This is a genomic window from Mycobacterium sp. 050128 (genome assembly GCF_036409155.1).
In the GTDB taxonomy this organism is placed as follows: domain Bacteria; phylum Actinomycetota; class Actinomycetes; order Mycobacteriales; family Mycobacteriaceae; genus Mycobacterium.
The window spans coordinates 25,403-46,753 of sequence record NZ_JAZGLW010000004.1 but is presented as its reverse complement, the minus strand read 5'-3'; the positions used below and the strand labels follow the sequence as shown (position 1 = coordinate 46,753).

Annotated in this window: 5 protein-coding genes; all 5 read left to right on the top strand. The window is 68.4% G+C overall.

The window, feature by feature from the left end:
• Positions 1–132: 132 nt before the first annotated feature.
• The 5 genes from SKC41_RS23575 to SKC41_RS23555 are packed head-to-tail and all read left to right on the top strand — an operon-like array spanning position 133 to position 21,344.
• Positions 133–267, top strand: a complete 135-nt coding sequence (locus SKC41_RS23575; protein ID WP_330980124.1) for a hypothetical protein — start codon at positions 133–135, stop codon at positions 265–267.
• On the top strand, positions 264–5,033 hold the full coding sequence (locus tag SKC41_RS23570) for an SDR family NAD(P)-dependent oxidoreductase (protein ID WP_330980123.1): 4,770 nt from the start codon (positions 264–266) through the stop codon (positions 5,031–5,033). The genes SKC41_RS23575 and SKC41_RS23570 overlap by 4 nt, the downstream gene beginning before the upstream one ends.
• Complete coding sequence (locus SKC41_RS23565) at positions 5,030–11,533, top strand: type I polyketide synthase (RefSeq protein ID WP_330980122.1); 6,504 nt, start codon at positions 5,030–5,032, stop codon at positions 11,531–11,533. Before SKC41_RS23570 ends, SKC41_RS23565 begins: the two co-directional genes overlap by 4 nt.
• Complete coding sequence (locus SKC41_RS23560; protein WP_330980121.1) at positions 11,533–16,926, top strand: type I polyketide synthase; 5,394 nt, start codon at positions 11,533–11,535, stop codon at positions 16,924–16,926. The genes SKC41_RS23565 and SKC41_RS23560 overlap by 1 nt, the downstream gene beginning before the upstream one ends.
• Positions 16,927–16,928: 2 nt before the next feature.
• Positions 16,929–21,344 carry a type I polyketide synthase gene (locus SKC41_RS23555; RefSeq protein ID WP_330980120.1) on the top strand — a complete coding sequence of 1,472 codons (4,416 nt, stop codon included), beginning with the start codon at positions 16,929–16,931 and terminating at the stop codon, positions 21,342–21,344.
• The last annotated feature ends 7 nt before the right edge of the window (positions 21,345–21,351 follow it).

Sequence of the window (21,351 nt, the reverse complement as noted above, 5' to 3'; positions counted from 1 at the left end):
CGGCGTTTCCGCCAGCAGCTGCCGTGTCACCGGGGGCGCCCCGTGAGGGGGCCGCGAAAGCTGCTGAACGGGCCGTCATGCAGGGCGCGTGCAGATAGCGCTCGCAGCGACACGGAAGGTGAAGCGATACCGGTGACCGACACTTCCATCGACGCTTTGCTGCGCGAGCCGGCCGAGCGACAGATCAGCATGGCATCGTCCGATGCGGCGTCCGATCCGATGTCCGATTCGGTGTCCGATTCGACGCGCCTGGGTGTGGCGGCGTGACGTCCAGCATCCGGGGCGAAGCCGACCTGCGCCACTGGCTGGTCGACTATCTGGTGACGAACATCGGTCGCACACCCGACGAGGTCGATCCCGAACTGTCGCTGGCCGACCACGGCGTGAGCTCTCGCGAGGTGGTCGTGCTTTCCGGTGAGTTGTCGGAGTTGCTGGGCCGCAAAGTTTCGCCTGTCGACTTCTGGGAGCACCCCACGATCAACGCGCTGGCCGCGCACTTGACCACGTCCGCGCCCGACGCCGACGCGGATGCCGCGCAGAAGCGCCCGGCGCCCAACTCGCTCGACGAACCGATCGCCGTCATCGGGATGGGCTGCCGCTTCCCCGGCGACATCTCCGGGCCGGACGCCCTGTGGGAATTCCTCTGCAACCGCGGCTGCACCATCTCCGAGGTCCCGCCGCAGCGCTGGCAGCCGTTCGACAACGGGTCACCCGAGGTGACAGCGGCGCTGGCCCGCACCACGCGGTGGGGCTCCTTCCTGCCCGACATCGACGCCTTCGATGCGGAGTTCTTCGAGATCACTGCTCACGAAGCGAACAAGATGGATCCTCAGCAGCGGCTGCTGCTGGAGGTCGCCTGGGAGGCCCTCGAGCACGCCGGCATCTCGCCGAGCTCGCTGAGCCGCACGCAGACCGGAGTATTCGCCGGGGCGTGCTCGAGCGAATACGGTGCCATCACGTTGGGCGATCTGCCCCAAGTGGACGCGTGGAACAACACCGGCGCCGCGCTGAGCATCATCGCCAACCGGCTCTCGTATTTCCTCGATCTGCGCGGCCCGTCGGTGTCCGTCGACACCGCGTGCTCGTCGTCGCTGGTGGCCATCCACCTGGCCTGCCAGAGCCTGCGCACTCAGGATTCCCACCTGGCCATCGCGGCCGGGGTAAACGTGTTGTTGACCCCGTCGGTATTTCGCGGCTTCGACCAGGCCGGCGCGCTGTCGCCGACGGGTAAGTGCCGCGCGTTCGACGCCGCGGCCGACGGGTTCGTGCGCGGCGAAGGCGCCGGGGTGGTCGTGCTCAAGCGACTGACGGATGCCCAGCGTGACGGCGACAGGGTGCTCGCGGTGATCTGCGGCTCGGCCGTCAATCAGGACGGGCGCTCCAACGGGCTGATGGCCCCCAACCGCGCGGCCCAGATGGCGGTGCTGCGCGCCGCCTACACGAATGCCGGCATGCAGCCGAACGAGGTCGACTATGTCGAAACTCACGGCACCGGAACACTATTGGGAGATCCGATCGAGGCCCGAGCGCTGGGCACGGTGCTCGGTCGCGGACGTCCGGAAGACTCACCGCTGCTGATCGGCGCGGTGAAGACGAACATCGGCCACACCGAGGCGGCGGCCGGGATTGCGGGCTTCATCAAGGCGGTCATGGCGTTGCAGCGCGGCCAGATTCCGCCGAATCAGCGCTTCGAAAGCCCCAACCCGCACATCCCGTTCACCGACCTGCGCATGAAAGTCGTTGACACACAGATGGATTGGCCGCAGACACAGCATCCGCGCCGGGCTGGGGTGTCGTCCTTCGGATTCGGCGGCACCAACGCGCACGTGGTGCTCGAGCAGGGCCAAGAGGTGGCGCTCCCGCCGGCGTCCAGCTCTGAGCCGACCATCTCGACCCTGGTGGTCGCGGGTAAGACGCCGCGACGGGTGGCCGCGACGGCGTCGGCGCTGGCCGACTGGATGGAAGGCGCCGGGGCCGACGTCGCCCTGGCCGACGTGGCTCACACGCTCAACCATCACCGGGCCCGGCAATCCAGGTTCGGCACCGTGGTGGCCCGCGACCGCGCCCATGCGGTGGCCGGGTTGCGCGCTCTGGCCGCGGGCCGGCATGCGCCCGGAGTGGTGGGCCCGCAGGACAGCGACGAGCCGCGACCGGGCACGGTGTTCGTGTACTCGGGCCGCGGATCGCAGTGGGCCGGCATGGGCCGCCAATTGCTGGCCGACGAACCCGCTTTCGCCGCGGCAGTCGCCGACCTCGAGCCGGTGTTCGTCGGCCAGGCGGGGTTCTCGCTGCACGATGTGCTGGCGGGCGGCAAGGAACTGGTCGGTATCGAGCAGATTCAGCTCGGCCTGATCGGCATGCAGCTGACGTTGACCGCGCTGTGGCGCTCCTACGGCGTGGAACCCGACGTGGTGATCGGTCACTCGATGGGTGAGGTCGCCGCCGCGGTGGTGGCCGGGGTGCTCACGCCCGCCGAAGGACTGCGGGTGACCGCGACGCGCTCGCGGCTGATGGCACCGTTGTCGGGGCAGGGCACGATGGCGCTGCTGGGACTCGATGCCGCCGCCACCGAGGCATTGATCCTCGAGTACCCGCAGGTGACGCTGGGGATCTACAACTCGCCGAGCCAGACCGTGATCTCCGGGCCCACCGAGCAGATCGACGAGCTGGTCACCCGGCTGCGCGGTCAGAACCGCTTCGCCAGCCGGGTCAATATCGAAGTGGCACCGCACAATCCGGCGATGGATGCGCTGCAGCCGGCGATGCGCGCGGAGTTGGCCGACCTGGCTCCGCAGACGCCGACGATTCCGATCATCTCCACCACCTACGCAGACCTCGACATCCGGCCGGCCTTCGACGCCGAGCACTGGGCCACCAACATGCGCAACCCGGTGCACTTCCAGCAAGCCATCGCTCATGCCGGAAGCCCGGCCGGTGGGCCCTATCACACCTTCATCGAAATCAGCGGGCACCCGTTGCTGCCCCAGGCGATCAGCGAAACCCTGCATAGCGCCCAGCACGGAAGCAAATACGTCAGCATCGGCACCTTGCAACGCGACACCGACGACACCATCAGCTTCCGCACCAGCCTCAACACTGTGCGCACCACGCATCCCCCCCAGACACCACATCCGCCCGAGCCGCACATCCAGATCCCCACCACTCCGTGGCACCACACCCGACACTGGATCGACGCCACACCCATTGCTTGGCAACCGCCGCAAACGTTGGGCTGCAACGGTTCTGCGCCCGCGGCCGCAGGCCCGCTCGGCGACTGCTCCTACCGGCTGGCGTGGCCGGCCGTGCCGTTGGCCGATGCCGAGCTCGCGGCCGCCGCCGGCTCCGGACGATGGCTGGTGATCGGCGATCCGGCCCTTGCGACCCAATTGGCCACCCGACTGACAACCGAAACGGTGGCCGCCGACGCCGACCCGGTGGAATTGGCCGAAGCCCTCGGCGAAGTCGACCACGTGCTGTATGCACCGGCGGTAGCCGACGATTCGTTCGATGTCGGGTTGGCCTATGAGCTGTTCGACCAGGTGCGCCGGCTCGTCGCGGTGCTGGCGGCCGGCGACTCGTCGGAGAAGTTGTTCCTGGTCACCCGCAACGCCCAACCCGTGTTCGAAGGCGATCGCGCCAACCCCACCCACGGACTGCTGTGGGGCCTTGGTCGCACCGTCGCCCTCGAGCACCCCGAAATCTGGGGTGGCATAGTCGATTTCGACGCTTCCGTGCCGGCTGCGGTGGTGGCCAGGCAGCTACTCGAGGAAGTCGGCAGCGCCGACGGCGAAGACCAGGTCGTCTACCGGCGCGGCGCACGCCACGTGGCCCGGCTGCATCGGCGGACGCTGCCGACCGAATCGCCGGTCACGTTGGACGCCGACGGCAGTCAGCTGGTCATCGGGGCAACCGGAAACATCGGTCCGCACCTGATCCGCCAACTCGCGGTGATGGGCGCCAAAACCGTTGTCGCGGTGTCCCGCAACCCCGGGTTGCGCCTGCAAGCGCTGACGGAAACCCTTGCCGCGGAAGGCACCAACCTCGTCACGGTGGCCGCCGACGCCACCGACGAAGCCGCGATGAGCGCGCTGTTCGCTCGGTTCGGGGCCGACCTGCCGCCGCTGCAGGGAATCTACTTGGCGGCCTTCGCCGGCCAGCCCGTCCTGCTCAGCGACATGACCGACGACGACGTGCGGGCGATGTTCGCCCCCAAGCTCGACGCCGCCGCGCTGCTGCATCGGCTGTCGCTGGCGACGACGTCGCTGCGCCACTTCGTGTTGTTCTCCTCGATCTCCGGGCTGACCGGTTCGCGCTGGCTCGGCCATTACGCCGCCACCAGCGGGTACCTGGACGCGCTGGCATACGGCCGTCGCGTGATGGGATTGCCGGCAACCACCGTCAACTGGGGACTGTGGAAGTCGTTGGCCGACACCGACGAGGCCAGTCAGGTCAGTGTGGGATCCGGGTTGCTGCCCATGAACGACGAGGTTGCGATCGGCGCGCTGCCCTACCTGATGAGCCCCGCCGCCGGCGTGCATTCCGTTGTGGTGGAAGCCGATTGGCCGCTGCTGGCCGACGCATACCGGGCGCGCGGAGCGCTGCACATCGTCGACGACCTGCTGCCGGCGCCCGGTGAGAAGGCGATGGGCGAAAGTGAGTTCCGTATTTCGCTGCGCGCATGCGAGCCGGAACGCCGTCACACGATGCTGTTCGATCGGGTCGGCATGCTGGCCGCCAAGGCGATGGGACTGCCGCCTACCGAGACGCTCGATCCGTCGACCGGGTTCTTCCAGCTCGGCATGGACTCCCTGATGAGCGCGATGCTGCGCCGGGCACTGTCCGACGATCTCGGCGAGCCGCTGCCGGTCTCGGTGGTCTTCGATTACCCGACCGTCTACAGCCTGACCGACTATCTGGCCACCGCGCTCCCCGAGCTCGACACCGAAACCGAAGCCGTCGCCGACGCCTACGACGAGCTCGACGAGGACGAGTTGCTCGCCGAACTTTCGGAAAGGCTACGAGGCTCTCGATGACCGCCGCCACACCGGACCGCCGGGCGATCATCACCGAGGCGCTGCACAAAATCGATGATCTGACCGCGCGGCTGGAAATCGCCGAACAGGCGAGCACCGAACCGATTGCCGTCGTCGGCATGGGCTGCCGGTTGCCCGGCGGCATCGGCAGCCCCGAACAGTTCTGGGACCTGTTGTCCGAGGGGCGAAGCGGCATCGTCAAAGTTCCGCCCGAGCGGTGGGATGCCGACGCCCTCTACACCGAGGATCACACGGTCCCCGGCACGATCTGCAACCGCGAGGGCGGCTTCCTGTCCGGCTGGCAGCCCGACGAATTCGACGCGGAGTTCTTCGCCATCCCGCCACGCGAGGCCGCGGCGATGGACCCGCAACAGCGGTTGTTCCTCGAAGTCGCCTGGGAAGCGTTGGAAGACGCCGGGATTCCGCCGCACGCGCTGCACGGCACCCAGACCGGGGTGTTCGTCGGCGTCACCGCCTACGACTACATGCTGAAGATGTCGGGCGCGGTGCGACCCGACGAGCTGGACGCCTACCTGTTGACCGGAAACTCGGCGAACTTCGCCGCGGGGCGCACCGCCTACCTGCTCGGCGCCCGCGGTCCGGCGGTAGTGCTGGACACCGCCTGCTCCTCGTCGTTGGTCACCATCCACTTGGCCTGCCAAAGCCTGCGCTGGCGGGAAACCGACACCGCACTGGTCGGCGGGACCAACCTGCTGCTGAGCCCGGTGGCCAGCATCGCGTGCTCACGCTGGGGAATGCTGTCGCCCGACGGTCAGTGCAAGACCTTCGACGCCGGCGCGAACGGCTATGTGCGCAGCGAGGGCGCCGGCGTGGTGGTGCTCAAACGACTGTCCGACGCGCAAGAAGACGGCAACCGAATCCTCGCCGTGATACGGGGTTCGGCGGTCAACCAAGACGGCGCCAGCAGCGGGGTCACGGTGCCCAACGGCCCGGCTCAGCAGGCACTGCTTCGCCAGGCGCTGAAGGTGGCCAAGCTCACGCCGGCCGACATCGACTACATCGAGGCACACGGCACGGGCACCCCGCTCGGCGACCCGATCGAACTCGACTCGCTGAGCACGGTTTTCGGCGATCGCGGGGGCCGTGCGCCGCTGGTACTCGGCGCCGTGAAGACCAACCTTGGGCACCTGGAAGCGGCAGCCGGGATCGCCGGGTTCATGAAGACGGTGCTGGCCGTCGGACACGGCCGAATCCCGCAGAACCTGAACTTCACCGAGCTCACTGCCCATGCCAGCCAAGGTGTTTCGCGGCTGAAGATCGCCACCGAGGACATGGCATGGCCGTCGACCGAGCAGCCGCGCCGGGCCGGGGTGTCGTCGTTCGGCGTGAGCGGGACGAACGCGCACGTGGTGATCGAGCAGGCGCCGGAGCCGGCACTTGCACCGCAACAGGACCCGCAGCCGGCGGTGTCGACGCTGGTGCTGTCCGGCAAGTCGGCGCAACGGGTGGCGGCGACGGCATCGGTGCTCGCCGACTGGATGGACGGCCCGGGTGCGGCCGTGCCGCTGGCCGAGGTGGCGCACACCCTCAACCACCACCGGGCCCGGCACCCCAAGTTCGCCACGGTGGCCGCCGTCGACCGCGACCAGGCGATCGCGGGATTGCGCGCACTGGCCGCCGGTGAGCCCGGCCCGGGTGTGGTCGGGTGCCCCGAGACATCCGCCGGACCCGGCACGGTGTTCGTCTATTCCGGCCGTGGATCGCAATGGGCCGGAATGGGGCGCCGGCTGCTGGCCGACGAGCCCGCATTCGCCACGGCGCTCGCCGAACTCGAGCCGGTTTTCGTTGCGGAGGCCGGGTTTTCGCTGCACGACGTGATCGCCGGCGGCAAGGAACTGGTCGGCATCGAGCAGATCCAGCTCGGTCTGATCGGGACGCAGCTGGCGCTGACCGCGCTATGGCGCTCCTACGGGGTAACGCCGGATCTGGTGATCGGCCACTCGATGGGAGAGGTGGCGGCCGCGGTGGTGGCCGGCGCCCTGACCCCCGCCGAGGGTCTGCGGGTCACGGCGACCCGGTCGCGGCTGATGGCCCCGCTGTCGGGGCAGGGCACGATGGCCATGCTCGAACTCGACGCCACCGCCACCGAGCAGCTGATCGCCGATCATCCGCAGGTCACCCTCGGGATTTACGCCTCACCACGCCAGACCGTCATCTCGGGACCCACCGGGCAGATCGACGAGTTGATCGCCAAGGTGCGCGCCCAGGGCCAATTCGCCGGCAAGGTCAACATCGAAGTGGCCCCGCATAACCCGGCGATGGACGCCCTGCAACCGGCGATGCGTGCCGAGCTGGCCGGTCTCACCCCGCGGCCACCGTCCATTCCGATCATCTCCACGACCTACGAAAACCTGGATCGACCAGTAACATTCGATGCCGAGCACTGGGCCACCAATATGCGCAACCCGGTGCGCTTCCAGCAGGCAATCAGCGCCGCCGGCGCCGCTCACCACAGGTTCATCGAGATCAGCGGGCATCCCTTGCTGACCCACGCAATCACCGAAACCCTTACCGCGCACGACAGCGCCCACGACAAAGCCGGCTATCTCAGCATCGGCACCCTGCAGCGCGATACGCACGACACCCTGACCTTCCACACCAACCTCAACGCCGCCCGCACGACCCGTCCACCGCAGACCCCGCACAGGTGCGCAGGACAGGCCGTCCTGCCGACCACCCCTTGGCAGCACGGCCATCACTGGATCTCCCCCAGCACCACCGCGCACCACACGCCAAACACGCACCCGCTGCTGGGGTTTGGCGTCACCGATCCCACCAACGGCACACGGGTATGGGAATGCGAGCTCAACCCCGACCTGTTGTGGCTCGGCGATCACGTGATCGACGATCTGTGCGTTTTGCCGGGCGCCGCCTACGCCGATGTCGCGCTGGCCGCGGCGGCGGACGCGTTCGCGTCAGATCCGGAAGACCTGCCGTGGATGATCCGCGAGCTGAGCCTGCATCAGATGCTGCAGGTGACCGACGACACGGTGCTCGTCACGACGCTGTCCGGCAACGAGCAGACGTGCCAGATCGAAATGCGCACCCGCAGCGCATCGTCGGGATGGGTCAAGCACGCCAGCGCCATCCTGGCGCGCGAGACCGGCAGCCAGTCGGCCGGTCCGACCGTCGATGCGAATGATGTTGCGGCCGAGATCAACCCCGACGAACTGTACGACCGGCTGCGCGCCGCCGGGCAGCAACACGGACCGGCGTTTCGCGGGATCAGCGGGCTGGCCGTGGCAGCCTCGGGTGCGGCTCGCGCGGACGTGCGGCTGCCCCCGTCGGCCAAGGCCGGTTCCCGCAACTTCGTGCTGCACCCGGTCATGATGGACATCGCGGTGCAGGCCCTCGGTGCCACCCGGGCCGCGACCGATCTGGCCGGAGAGCAGAACGCGCGGCAAACCCTGGTGCTGCCAATCCGTTTCGCGGGCATCCACGTGTACGGCGACATCGCCGACGGCGTGTGTTCGACCGGCACCCTCGCGGCCACCGACAGTCCGGATCGGCTCCTCGGCCAGGTCGTGCTGACCGACGCCACCGGTCAACAACTACTGGTCATCGACGAAGTGGAAATGGCCGTCCTCGGGTCGGCAAGCGGCGCAGCACATCTCAACGACCACCTGCTCGCATTGGAGTGGGAGCCCGCGCCGCTGGACAAAACAGCCACCAGCCTCGGCGGATTGTTGTTGATCGGCGACGCGGACGCGCGCGATCCGCTGCTGCCCGCTTTGCGGTCGTCGCTGAGCGACAGCGTCGCCGAAGTCGACGTGGTGTCCGCGGCCGACACCGCCAAGCTGCGCGCGGCGATCACCCGAAACCCCTGGGACGGCATCGTCGTCCTGTGTCCGCCGCATGCCGCGGACGAATCGCTGCCCGAGGCCGCTCAACTGGACCTGGCGCTGGCGCGTACCCTGCTGATCGCCGAAATCGCCAAGACCGTCACCCGGATGGGTGCCCGTAACAGCCCGCGGCTGTGGATCGTCACCCGCGGCGCACAGCAAGTCGGCACGGGTGAACCAGTCACGCTGGCGCAGACGGAGCTTCGCGGCATCGCGCGGGTGCTGACCTTCGAACATCCCGAGCTGAAGACCACAATCGTCGACGTCGACGCGGACGGCGCCGGCTCGGTGGCCGCGCTGACCCAGGAGCTGCTGGCCGGCTCCGACGCCGACGAGATCGCGCTGCGCGACGGGCATCGCTACCTGAACCGGCTGCTGCCGGCCCCCACCACGGCCAAGGGTGAGCTGGTCGGCGAGATCCGGCACGCGAAAGTGAACCTGGACACCGGCGGCGCGGTGCGACTGCAGATCGACGAGCCCGGACGCCTCGATGCCCTCAGATTGCATGCGGTGCAACGCATGTCGCCGAAGCCCGACGAGGTGGAGGTCCGCATCGCCGCGGCGGGCCTGAACTTCAGTGACGTGCTCAAGGCGATGGGTATCTACCCCACCCTCGACGACGCCGCACCCGTCATCGGTGGCGAGTGCGCCGGCGTCGTCACGGCCGTCGGCAGCGATGTCGACTCCGTCGAAGTCGGGCAGCGCGTAATCGCCATCGGCCCGGGAAGTTTCGGCTCGCATATGACGACGCTGGCCGACCTGTGCACCCCGATTCCGGACACGCTGCCGGATGCCGAGGCGGCCGCGTTCGGCATCGCGTATCTGACCGCCTGGCACTCGCTGGTCGAGGTCGGGCGGCTGGCCCCGGGCGAACGGGTGCTGATCCATTCGGCCACCGGCGGTGTCGGCGTGGCCGCGATGGCCATCGCCAAGATGATCGGCGCCCGCATCTACACCACCGCCGGTTCGGATGCCAAGCGCGACATGCTCGCCGGGCTGGGCGTCGAATACGTCGGCAATTCGCGCACCTCTGACTTCGCCGATGAGATCCTCGAGATCACCCACGGCTATGGCGTGGACGTCATCCTCAACTCGCTTCCTGACGAAGCGATTCAGCGCGGCGTGCAGATACTGGCGCCCGGAGGACGGTTTATCGAACTGGGCAAGAAGGACGTCTACGCCAACGCCACTCTGGGATTGGCCGCGCTGACCAAGAGCGCGTCGTTCTCCGTCGTCGACCTGGACCTCAATCTCAAGCTACAGCCGGCGCGCTACCGCGCGATGCTCACCGAAATCCTGCGGCACGTCGCGGACGGCGCCCTGCAGGTCCTGCCCGTCACCGCGTTCTCCCTCGAAAACGCGCCCGACGCCTTCGCGCTGATGGCATCCGGACGGCACACCGGCAAGATCGCCGTCACGGTACCGGCTTCCGGCAGCATCGACGCGATCGCCGCGACTCCGCAGCAACTGGTCAGCCCCGGCGGCGGCTACATCATCGTGGGCGGCATGGGTGGTCTCGGTTTCGTCGTGGCCCAATGGCTGGCGCGCCAAGGCGCGGAATTGATTGTCCTGAACGGCCGTTCGGCACCCGGACCGGACGTGACGGCGGCGATCGCGGAACTCGGCGGCACGGGAACCCGAATCGAAGTGGTCACCGGCGACATCGCCGAACCCGGCACGGCCGACCGGTTGGTACAAGCGGTCCACGACGCGGGCTTGCGGGTGGCCGGAGTCCTGCACAGCGCCATGGTTCTCGACGACGAGATCGTGCTGAACATCTCGGATTCGGCCGCGCGGCGCGTGTTCACCCCGAAGGTCACCGGCAGTTGGCGGCTGCATCAGGCCACCGCCGGGCTGGACGTGGATTGGTGGCTCACCTTCTCGTCGGCATCCTCGCTGCTGGGTACACCCGGCCAGGGAACCTACGCCGCGGCCAACTCGTGGGTCGACGGACTGGTCGCCTACCGGCGCTCGCGCGGGCTGCCCGCCGTCGGAATCAACTGGGGCCCATGGGCCGACGTCGGCCGCGCCCAGTTCTTCGCCGATCTCGGCGTCTCGCTGATCACGGTCGAAGAAGGGCTGACGGCCATGCAGCGACTGCTGACGGCCGACCGCGCCCGCACCGGCGTCATCCACCTCGACACCAGGCAGTGGTTCCAATCCTTCCCCGCCGCGGGTGGTTCGTCGTTGTTCGCGAAGTTGCACGACGCGACGAAGCTGGAGCGGCGCGGCGGTGGCGCGGTCCGCGCCGAATTGGATGCGGCCGACCCCGCCGAGCGTCCGGATCGGCTGGCGGCCGCGATCGCCGACCAGATCCGGGCGGTGCTGCGCTCCACCGAGCCGATCGCTCACGATCGGCCGATGGAGTCGCTCGGTCTCGACTCGCTGATGGCCCTCGAACTGCGCAACAGGCTGGAGGCGAGCTTGGGCACCACGTTGCCGGCCGCCCTGGTCTATGCGTACCCGACGATCCACGATCTCGCCGGTGCGATGTGCGAACGCCTGGGTTATGACACGGTGGCCGCTGCCGGACCGGAGGCCGACGCCGAGAGCGAGCTGTCCGATGAGGAAATGGAATTGTTGTCCGACCTCGTTGCGGCGAGCGAGCTCGAAACAGCCACGGGGGGCAGTGAGTAATGACGAGTCTCGCCGAACGCGCGGCACAGATGTCCCCCAAGGCGCGCGAGGTGCTAGCGCGTGAGCTTGTTCGCGCGGGCACGGCATTTCCAACCGACATCGCCGAGCCGATAGCCGTCGTCGGAATCGGCTGCCGGTTGCCCGGGAATGTGACTGGGCCCGAAAGCTTTTGGCAGCTGCTGATCGACGGCCGCGACGCCGTCGGCGAGGTGCCGCCCGATCGGTGGAACGGGGACGCGTTCTACGATCCCGATCCGCAGGCACCGGGACGCATGACGACCAAGTGGGGCGGCTTCCTCGACGACGTCGCCGGATTCGACGCCGACTTCTTCGGCATCACCCCCCGCGAAGCCGTCGCGATGGACCCGCAGCAGCGGATCCTGCTCGAGGTCGCCTGGGAAGCCCTCGAACACGCCGGGCTGGCGCCGGATTCGTTGAGCGGCAGCCGGACCGCCGCGATCATGGGCGTGTCGGCATGGGATTACACGATCCTCAACCTCGAGCGCAACACCGAGATCGATGCCTACATGAGCACCGGCAATCCGCACAGTGCGGCGGTGGGGCGCATCTCGTACCTGTTGGGGCTGCGCGGTCCGGCGGTGGCCGTCGACACCGCGTGCTCGTCGTCGTTGGTGGCCATCCACCTGGCCTGCCAGAACCTGCGACTGCGGGAAAGCGACGTCGCACTCGCCGGTGGGGTGCATCTGTCCCTGTCGCCGTTCACCAGCATCGCGTTGTCCAAGTGGTCGGCCCTGTCGCCGACCGGCCGATGCAAAACCTTCGATGCTCTTGCCGACGGGTTCGTGCGCGGCGAGGGCTGCGGCGTGGTGGTGCTGAAGCGGTTGGCCGACGCGGTTCGCGACGGTGATCGGGTGTTGGGCGTCGTGCGGGGTTCGGCGATCAACTCCGATGGCCGGTCCAACGGAATGACCGCACCGAACGCCGCCGCGCAACGCGACGTGATCGGCGCCGCGCTGAAGATGGCCGACGCCACCGCCGACAGCATCAACTACGTCGAAACACACGGCACCGGAACGATTTTGGGCGATCCGATCGAATTCGAGGCGCTGGCGGCCACCTATGGCGCCGGCGACGGCCGCTGCGCGCTGGGCTCGGTCAAGACCAACATCGGCCACCTGGAAGCCTCCGCCGGCGTCACCGGATTCATCAAGGCGATCCTGTCGGTGAACCGCGGATACATTCCGCGCAACCTGCACTTCAACCGGTGGAACCCGGCGATCGACCCGTCGGGGACGCGGCTGTTCGTGCCGACCGAGGACACCGCGTGGCCCACGGACGGCGTCCGCCGGGCCGCGGTGTCGTCGTTCGGACTGAGCGGAACCAACGCACACGTGGTCGTCGAGCAGCCGCCCGCTACGTCCGCACCACCTGTGGCCGAGCCGGTGGTGGCCACGTTGGTGGTGTCGGGCAAGACACCGCAGCGACTGGCGTCGTCGGCCGCGACCCTGGCCGACTGGATCGCCGGTCCCGGCGCCGCGGTACCGCTCGCCGACGTCGCGCACACCGTGAATCATCGCCGGGCCCGGCACAGCTGGGTGGGCACCGTCGTCGCGCGCGATCACGCCGCGGCGGTGGCGGGGCTGCGGGCATTGGCCGCCGGAACGCCGGCACCTGGTGTGGTGGCCGGAACCGAGGCCGGCTCCGGATCCGGCACGGTGTTCCTCTACTCCGGTCAGGGCGCGCAGTGGGCCGGCATGGGCCGTCGGCTGCTGGCCGACGAACCGGCCTTCGCCGCCGCCGTCGCCGAGCTGGAGCCTGAATTCGTTGCACAGACCGGTTTTTCGCTGCAGCAGACCCTGGCCGACGGCAGCCCGGTCACCGGCATCGACAAGATCCAGCCGCTGCTGGTGGCTATCCAGCTGGCACTGACCGCGCTGTGGCGCCACTACGGCGTCGAACCCGACGCGGTGATCGGACACTCGATGGGTGAAGTGTCGGCAGCAGTGGTGTCCGGGGCGCTCACCGCCGCCGAGGGGTTGCGGGTGATCGCCACCCGCTCAAAACTGATGGCGCAGTTGTCCGGCCAGGGCGCGATGGCCCTGCTCGAGCTCGACGCGCTGGCCGTCGAGGCACTGATCACCGAGTACCCGGACGTCACGCTCGCCGTGTACGCATCACCGGGCCAGTCGGTGATCGCGGGCCCACCCGAGCAGGTCGATGCGGTCATCGCGGCGGTGACAGCCCGTAACCTGCTGGCCCGGCGCATCGAGGTCGACGTGGCCTCCCATCACCCGATCATTGACCCGATATTGCCGCAATTGCGTTCGGCGTTAAGCGATTTGGACCCCAAGCCGCCGGCCATCCCGATGATCACCACGGTGATGGAGGGTCCCGCACCGCTGCTGGACGCCGACTACTGGGCGGCAAACCTGCGCAACCCGGTGCGCTTCCACCAAGCCGTCAGCACCGCGGGTGCCGACCACCACACCTTCATTGAGATCAGCCCGCACCCGTTGCTGACTCACTCGATCAACGACACCCTGGGTGACGCCAACGTGCACACCCTCGGCACCCTGCAGCGCGACACCGACGACACCGTCACCTTCCACGCGCAGCTCGCCGCGCAGTTCGCCGGCAAGGCGAACGTGGCGACGAATACCACCGACGGTCGGCTGGCCGACATCCCGGTAACACCGTGGGAGCACACGCCATACTGGATCGCCGACCGGTCGGCGGTGTCGAACTCCGTTGCCACCCACCCACTGCTGGGTGTGCACATCGAGGTTCCGTCCAGCAAGGACCACGTCTGGCAGGCCGATGTCGGCACCGAGGTGTCGCCCTGGCTTGCCGATCACAAGGTGTTCGGACAGTCGACCATGCCCGGCGCCGGGTTCACCGAAATCGCCTTGGCCGCAGCCAGTGAGGCGTTGGGCGTGCCGGTCCAGGCCGTGTCGCTCAACCAGCTCGAAGTCGAGCAGATGCTCACCCTGAACGACCACACCCAGTTGACCACCCAGTTGATGCGTGGCGCCGACGACAAGATCCGAATCGAAATCTATTCCCGCTCAGCGGGTAACGACTGGACCCGGCACGCGACGGCCAGGGCCGAGGTACGCACGCCGGAGACCCCGGTCGCACAGCCGGCACCCGCCGGCGGCAGCGGCGAGACGGCGATCAACCCGGGCGAGGTGTACGCCGCGCTACGGCAGGCCGGTCAATTCCACGGTCCCGCTTTCGCCGCCTTGACGGCGATCCGCCGGCTGCCCGGCGGTGCTGTCGAAACCGACATCGTTCTTCCCGACGAGTCGCCGTGGCACCCAGACTTTCGGCTCCATCCGGTCATGCTGGACGCGGCTCTGCAGAGTCTGGCGGCCGCGATCCCCGACGACGAACTCGCCGGATCCGCCGAAGCGAGCTATCTCCCGGTGTCCTTCGAGTCGGTGCGGGTGTACGGCAACCCCGGCCGGCGGGCCCGCTGCCGGGCGCAGCTGTCCGGCCTGGACGAGGGCGGTGCGGGAAAGCTCGGCAGGATCGTGCTGACCGATGACGCCGGGGCCGTCACCGCGGAGATCAACGATATCTACGTGCGACGGGTGGAACGGCGTAGCGTGCCACTTCCCTTGTCGCAGAAGGTCTTCGATACGTCCTGGGTGCCCCGTCCGGTCGGCGCCGGGTCGTCGGAAGTTCCCGGCAGTTGGCTTGTGCTCACCGATGGGCAAAGCGCGCCGTCTAGGGAACAAGCCGACCAGTTCATCGCGGGATGGCGTTCACCGGCACACCGCGTTGTCACCGCCGACCTGCACGACGAGTCCGCAGTGCTCGCCGCGTTCGCCGAAACCGCGGGTGATCCCGAGCGTCCGCCCGTCGGTGTGGTCGTATTCGTCGCGGACAACCCGAGGGTGACCAAGGACGGCATCGCCCAGTCCCGCGAAGCGGTCTGGGCGGTCTCGACCGTCGTGCGCGCGATCATCGGCGGCTGGCATGGCCAGCCCCCGCGGCTATGGCTGGTATCCGGTGGCGGCCTGCCCATCGGTGACGAAGCAGGCCAGCCGGGGATCGGCGCGCTCAAGGGCCTGGTGCGCGTGCTGGCCTACGAACATCCGGAATTGCGAACGACATTGGTCGATCTCGACCTCACCGGCGATCCGGTCACCGCGTTGAACGCCGAGCTGGAGTCCGCGGTTTCCGGCTCGATCGACGACGTGATCGCCTGGCGCGGCGACCAGCGTTACGTCGAGCGGCTGTCCCGGGCGACCCTCGACGAGCCCGCCGGCGGCGAGGTGGTCCGCGCCGGGGCGTCCTACATCATCACCGGCGGCCTGGGCGGTCTCGGGTTGGTGTTCGCGCGCTGGCTGGCCGAGCGCGGCGCCGGCCGCATCGTCCTCAACGGCCGCAGCGAACCCTCCGAGGAACAGCGCGCGGTGCTGGCCGAACTGGAACGCAGGACCGAGATCGCGGTGGTGTTAGGCGATCTCGCGGTCGACGGCGTGGCAGAGAGATTGGTGGCGGCCGCCGGGGAATCAGCCCTGCGCGGCGTCCTGCACGCTGCCGCCGTACTCGACGACAGCCTGGTGTTCTCCATGACCAAGGACAGCGTGGAGCGCGTGTGGGCACCCAAGGTGATCGGCGCCCTGCGGATGCACGAGGCCAGCCTCGGATGTGAATTGGACTGGTGGCTCGGCTTCTCCTCCACCTCGTCCCTGCTGGGCGGTCCGGGACAGGCCTCGTACGCCTGCGCGAGCGCCTGGCTGGACGCCCTGGTCGACTGGCGGCGGGCATCGGGTTTGCCTGCGGCGGTGATCAACTGGGGGCCGTGGGCCGAGGTCGGGCTGGCCCGCACACTGACCGGCGGGCCGCTGGATCCGATTACCCCGGCCGAGGGCGTCGCGGCCCTGGAGCCGTTGCTGGCCACCGGCCGCTGCCACACCGGCGTCGCACGGCTGCGCCCCGACCGGGCGCTGATCTCCTTCCCCGAGATTCGCAACCTCGGCTACTTCACCAGCGTGGTCACCGAACTCGAGGCCGCGGGTGACGGTGGCAACTGGGCCGGACCCGAGGCGCTTTCCGGTTTAGATCCCGCCGAAGCGAAAGCGGCGATCGCCGACCGGCTGCACGCACGCATCGCGGCGGTGATGGGTTACGCGGAACGATCGGCCGTCGACGCGGACCTGCCGCTGGTCGAATTGGGCATGGATTCGCTGATGGCCGTGCGTATCCGCAATTCCGCAAGGGCGGATTTCGGGGCCGAGCCGCCGGTGGCGCTGCTGCTGCAGGGCGCGACGCTCAACGATCTCACGGCCGAGCTGCTCCGCCAGCTGGGGCTCACCGGTGACGCGCAAGCACACCAGCAAGAAGGTGTTGTTCGCGACCGGGCACAGCAGCGCGCGGCGGCGCGCCAACAAGCCGCACAGCGGCGGAAGCGAGGACGCTAGTAATGAGCACGCCAGAGGCTTACTCAACCGCACCGCCGGACAACGCAATCGCGGTGATCGGCATGGCCGGAAGATTCCCGGGTGCCAACAATGTTTCGGATTTCTGGGACAACCTTCGGCGCGGCGAGGAGTCGATCACCACGCTGTCCGAGGACGACCTGCGCGCTGCCGGCATCAGCGACGACGTGCTGGCCAATCCCGGGTACGTGCGGCGCGCGCCGCTGATCGACGGTTTCGACGAGTTCGATGCCGAGTTCTTCGGATTCCCACCGCAGCTCGCCCGCAAGCTGGATCCGCAACACCGGTTGTTCCTGCAGTGCGCGTGGCATGCGTTCGAGGACGCCGGCTGTGACCCCGCCGAGTTCGACGGCGCGATCGGCGTTTACGGAACCAGCTCTCCCAGCGGTTATCTGATGCACAACCTGGCGTCGCATCACGGCGGCGCCGCGTTCATGGCGACCGGACTCGACTTCGAGCAGTTCAATCTGTTCCTGCAGAACGACAAGGACTTTCTGGCAACGCGGGTATCGCATCAATTCGATCTGCGCGGGCCGAGCATCTCGGTTCAGACCGCGTGCTCGTCGTCGCTGGTCGCGCTCCACTTGGCCTGCCAGAGCCTGCTGTCCGGTGAATGTGACATGGCGCTGGCCGGCGGGTCGTCGCTGGCCATCCCGCATCGTGTCGGTTACTGGAACTCGCCGGGAGCGATGGTGTCGGCGGTCGGCCACTGCAGGCCGTTCGACGTGCGAGCCGACGGAACGGTGTTCGGCAGCGGTGCCGCGATCGTGGTTCTCAAACCCCTGCAAGCCGCCCTCGATGCCGGGGACCGGATTCACGCGGTCATCCGCGGGTCGGCGATCAACAACGACGGATCCATGAAGATGGGGTACGCAGCCCCCAACCCGGCCGCACAGGCCGATGTGATCGCGGAAGCCCATGCGGTGTCGGGCATCGACGCCTCGACGGTGAGTTACGTCGAGACACACGGAACCGGTACGGCGCTGGGCGATCCGATCGAAGTCCAGGGCCTCAAAGCCGCGTTCGCCGTATCCGAGACGCCGCGTCCCGGACCGTGTGTGCTCGGGTCGGTCAAGTCGAACATCGGCCACCTCGAGGTGGCGGCCGGCGTGGTGAGTCTGGTCAAGGCGATTCTGTGCCTGAAGCACAAGGCGATTCCCGCGACGCTGCACTTCACCAGTCCCAACCCGGAACTGCATCTCGACGAGACTCCGTTCACCGTGCAAAGCCAGTACGGCCCATGGGAATGGGACGGCGTGCGCCGGGCCGGTGTCAGTTCGTTCGGAGTGGGCGGCACCAACGTGCACGTCGTACTGGAGGAAGCGCCGCCGGTCCCGGACGCCGCCAAGCCCGACCGTCCCCAAGTGCTGCTGCTGTCCGCACGAACCCCAGCCGCACTGGAGCAATCGCGTGCCGCCCTGGCCCAGACGTTGGCCGACCCGGACGGACCCGACCTGGCGGATGCTGCTTTCACCTTGTCCGCTCGGCGCAAGCACGGCATCGCCATGGCTGCCGTGGTTCACGACCGCGAGCGCGCGGCGAAGGTATTGCAGGCGGCCGAGCACGACAACGTTTTCGTCGGCGAGTCCATCAGTCACGGTGACGCCCACGAATCCACCGCAGAACGGGTCGTTTTCATGTTTCCCGGGCAAGGTGCCCAGCACGTCGGGATGGCCCGGGGACTGTACGACACCGAGCCGGTTTTCGCCGAACACTTCGACGCCTGCGTCGCGGGATTCAACGACGCGATGGGCCCCGAAACAAACCTAGACCTGCGTGCCGAGATATTCGGGGACGCCAGCACGGATTTGGAACGCATCGACCGTTCTCAGCCGGCGCTGTTCACGGTGGAATACGCGTTGGCGAAATTGGTCGACACCTTTGGTGTGCGCGCCGGCGCGTACATCGGATACAGCACCGGCGAGTACATCGCGGCCACGCTGGCCGGGATATTCGACCTCGAGACGGCGATCAAGACGGTGTCCTTGCGTGCCCGCCTGATGCACGAATCCCCCCCGGGCTCCATGGTCGCGGTGGCGCTGGGTCCCGACGACATCGCCGAATTTCTCACCCCCGGGGTCGATCTGTCCGCGGTCAACGATCCCGGCAACTGCGTCGTCGCCGGGCCGAACGACCAGATTCGCGCGTTCACCGGGCGCCTGCGCGAGCGCGGCATCAACGCTCGACGGGTCCGCGCAACCCACGCATTCCATTCCAGCGCAATGGATCCCATGGCGGCGCAGTTCCAGGAGTTCCTCTCCGGTGTCGAGCTGCGCCCGCCGAACACGCCGCTGCTGTCCAACCTGACCGGTACCTGGATGACCGACGAACAGGCCACCGACCCGGCCAGCTGGGCGCGCCAGATCAGCGCGACAATCAGGTTCGCCGACGAACTCGACGTGTTGCTGACCGATCCGGACCGGGTCCTGGTCGAAATGGGCCCGGGCGGCAGCCTGACCGGATCGGCGATCCGGCACCCCAAGTGGTCGAGCAAGCACCGCGCCGTGCGGCTGATGCGCCACCCCGTGCAGAACACCGACGACCGGGACGCCTTCTTGCTCGGCCTCGGCCAGCTGTGGACGGCCGACGTGGCCGTGGACTGGTCGCCGGTCACCGGATCAACGAACAGCATCGTCAGCTTGCCCGGTTATCCCTTTGCGCGCGAGCGGCATTGGATCGACCCGAAGCCCACCGTGTGGACCGGGGCACCCGCGGAGACCACCGGTTTGTCCACCAACGGCGTCGCCGTCGCCGATGCGCCGGTCAACGGTCAATCGGCCACCGAGGCGACGTTGCATCGCATCTGGATGCAGTGCCTGGGCGTCAGCTCTCTGGACCGCAACGCCAATTTCTTTGATCTGGGCGGAGATTCGCTGATCGCGATCGGCATCTCGACAAGTGCCAACAATTCCGGCTTGGTCGTCACCCCGCAGCATCTCTACGAACACCCGACCCTGGCCAGCCTGGCCGCCGCCGTCGACGCCGAGTTCACCGGAGCCGGGCTGACGCGACCACCGGACGCCGACGCGTATTCACCGGTGCCCGCCAATATCGCCGGCTTCCTCGAACACGGCGTGCAAGAAGCCGGTCGCTGGCGCGTTCCGCTGATCTTCTCCCTCGCCCCCAGCGTCACGCTCGACGACGTCCGTGCCGTGCTGACCGCGTTGGCCAACCACCATGACGCGTTGCGCCTCGAGCTCATCGACCGAGCGGGCACCTGGGAGCAGCACATCGGCGCGCCACAGGAATTCGGCCACCTGTCGTCGCGAACCCTGCCCGGCGACGTGCCCGACGAGCGCGCCGCGGTGCTGGACATGGTGGCCGAACTGGTGGCCCAGGACGACCTGACCGCGCCGTTCACCGCGACCCATATCGCCGGGGGAACCGGCGGTTCCTACCTGGTGTTGTCCGCCCACGAGATGATCGCGGACATCGCCTCTCGCGAAATCCTGCTGACCGATCTGTTCACCGCCTTGTCCCAACACCTTGCGGGCGAGGAGATCCTGCTGCCCCCGACCGCCGCCGGATGGCGCGATTGGTCGCTGCGCACCGGGGCCCTGGCGACGCATCCGGCCGTCGTGGACACCCGCGACTTCTGGCTGCAGAGCCTGACCACGGCGACGGTGCAGCTGGGCGATCCCGCGATCACCGACCGGCCCCGCGCCGGCGACCTGCTGAGGCTGCCGTCGACGCTGGACGTCGCGCAGACAGCCGAAGTCGACGACGCCCGCCGCAGGCTCGGCGTGTCGATCGAGGAAGTTCTGCTGGCGGCGTTGAGCGCAACGATCGCCCACACCGTCGACGAGGGTGTCGTTTCGGTCGACCTGGAGGGCACCGGTCGTTCGGTGCTGCGGCCGGACGTCGATCTGCGGCGCACCATCGGCCGGTTCACCACGATCTATCCGGCGGCGCTGCGGTGCACGAAGGCCGCCGATGCGACGGAGCTGCTGGCAGGCGTGAGCGACACCCTGAAATCCGTGCCGCACTTCGGGGTCGGCTACGGACTGCTTCGCTATGTATATGCGCCCACGGCGCGGACGCTGGCCGCCGCCGGCGCCTCCGACATTCACCTGCGCTACGTCGGCACGGTCCCGGAGCCGCCGCCGCTGGACGCGCCGGTGCAATTCGATTCCGACGCGGCGCTGCCGGTGCGGGATCCGATCCCTGGGCTGGGCCACGCGATCGAACTTCGTGTGTACCGGTATTCCGGTGCGCTGCATCTGGATTGGTGGTACGACGCGCGCCGCGTTCCACTGCAGCGGGCGCAAGCGCTGGTCGAACGTTTCCCGATCGCATTGCGGGCCTTGATCTCCGAGGCTGTCGACGCAATCCCCGACGACGGCGACACGGGCTCGCCACCCGTGGAACTGGCGCTGGTGGACTTGTCGTCGTTCGACTGAGGGGGCC

What these genes read in the sequence shown, in the direction of transcription:
- SKC41_RS23565 (WP_330980122.1), top strand. Translation starts at nt 5,030, where the DNA reads ATGACCGCCGCCACACCGGACCGCCGGGCGATCATCACCGAGGCGCTG.
- SKC41_RS23560 (WP_330980121.1), top strand. Translation starts at nt 11,533, where the DNA reads ATGACGAGTCTCGCCGAACGCGCGGCACAGATGTCCCCCAAGGCGCGC.
- SKC41_RS23555 (WP_330980120.1), top strand. Translation starts at nt 16,929, where the DNA reads ATGAGCACGCCAGAGGCTTACTCAACCGCACCGCCGGACAACGCAATC.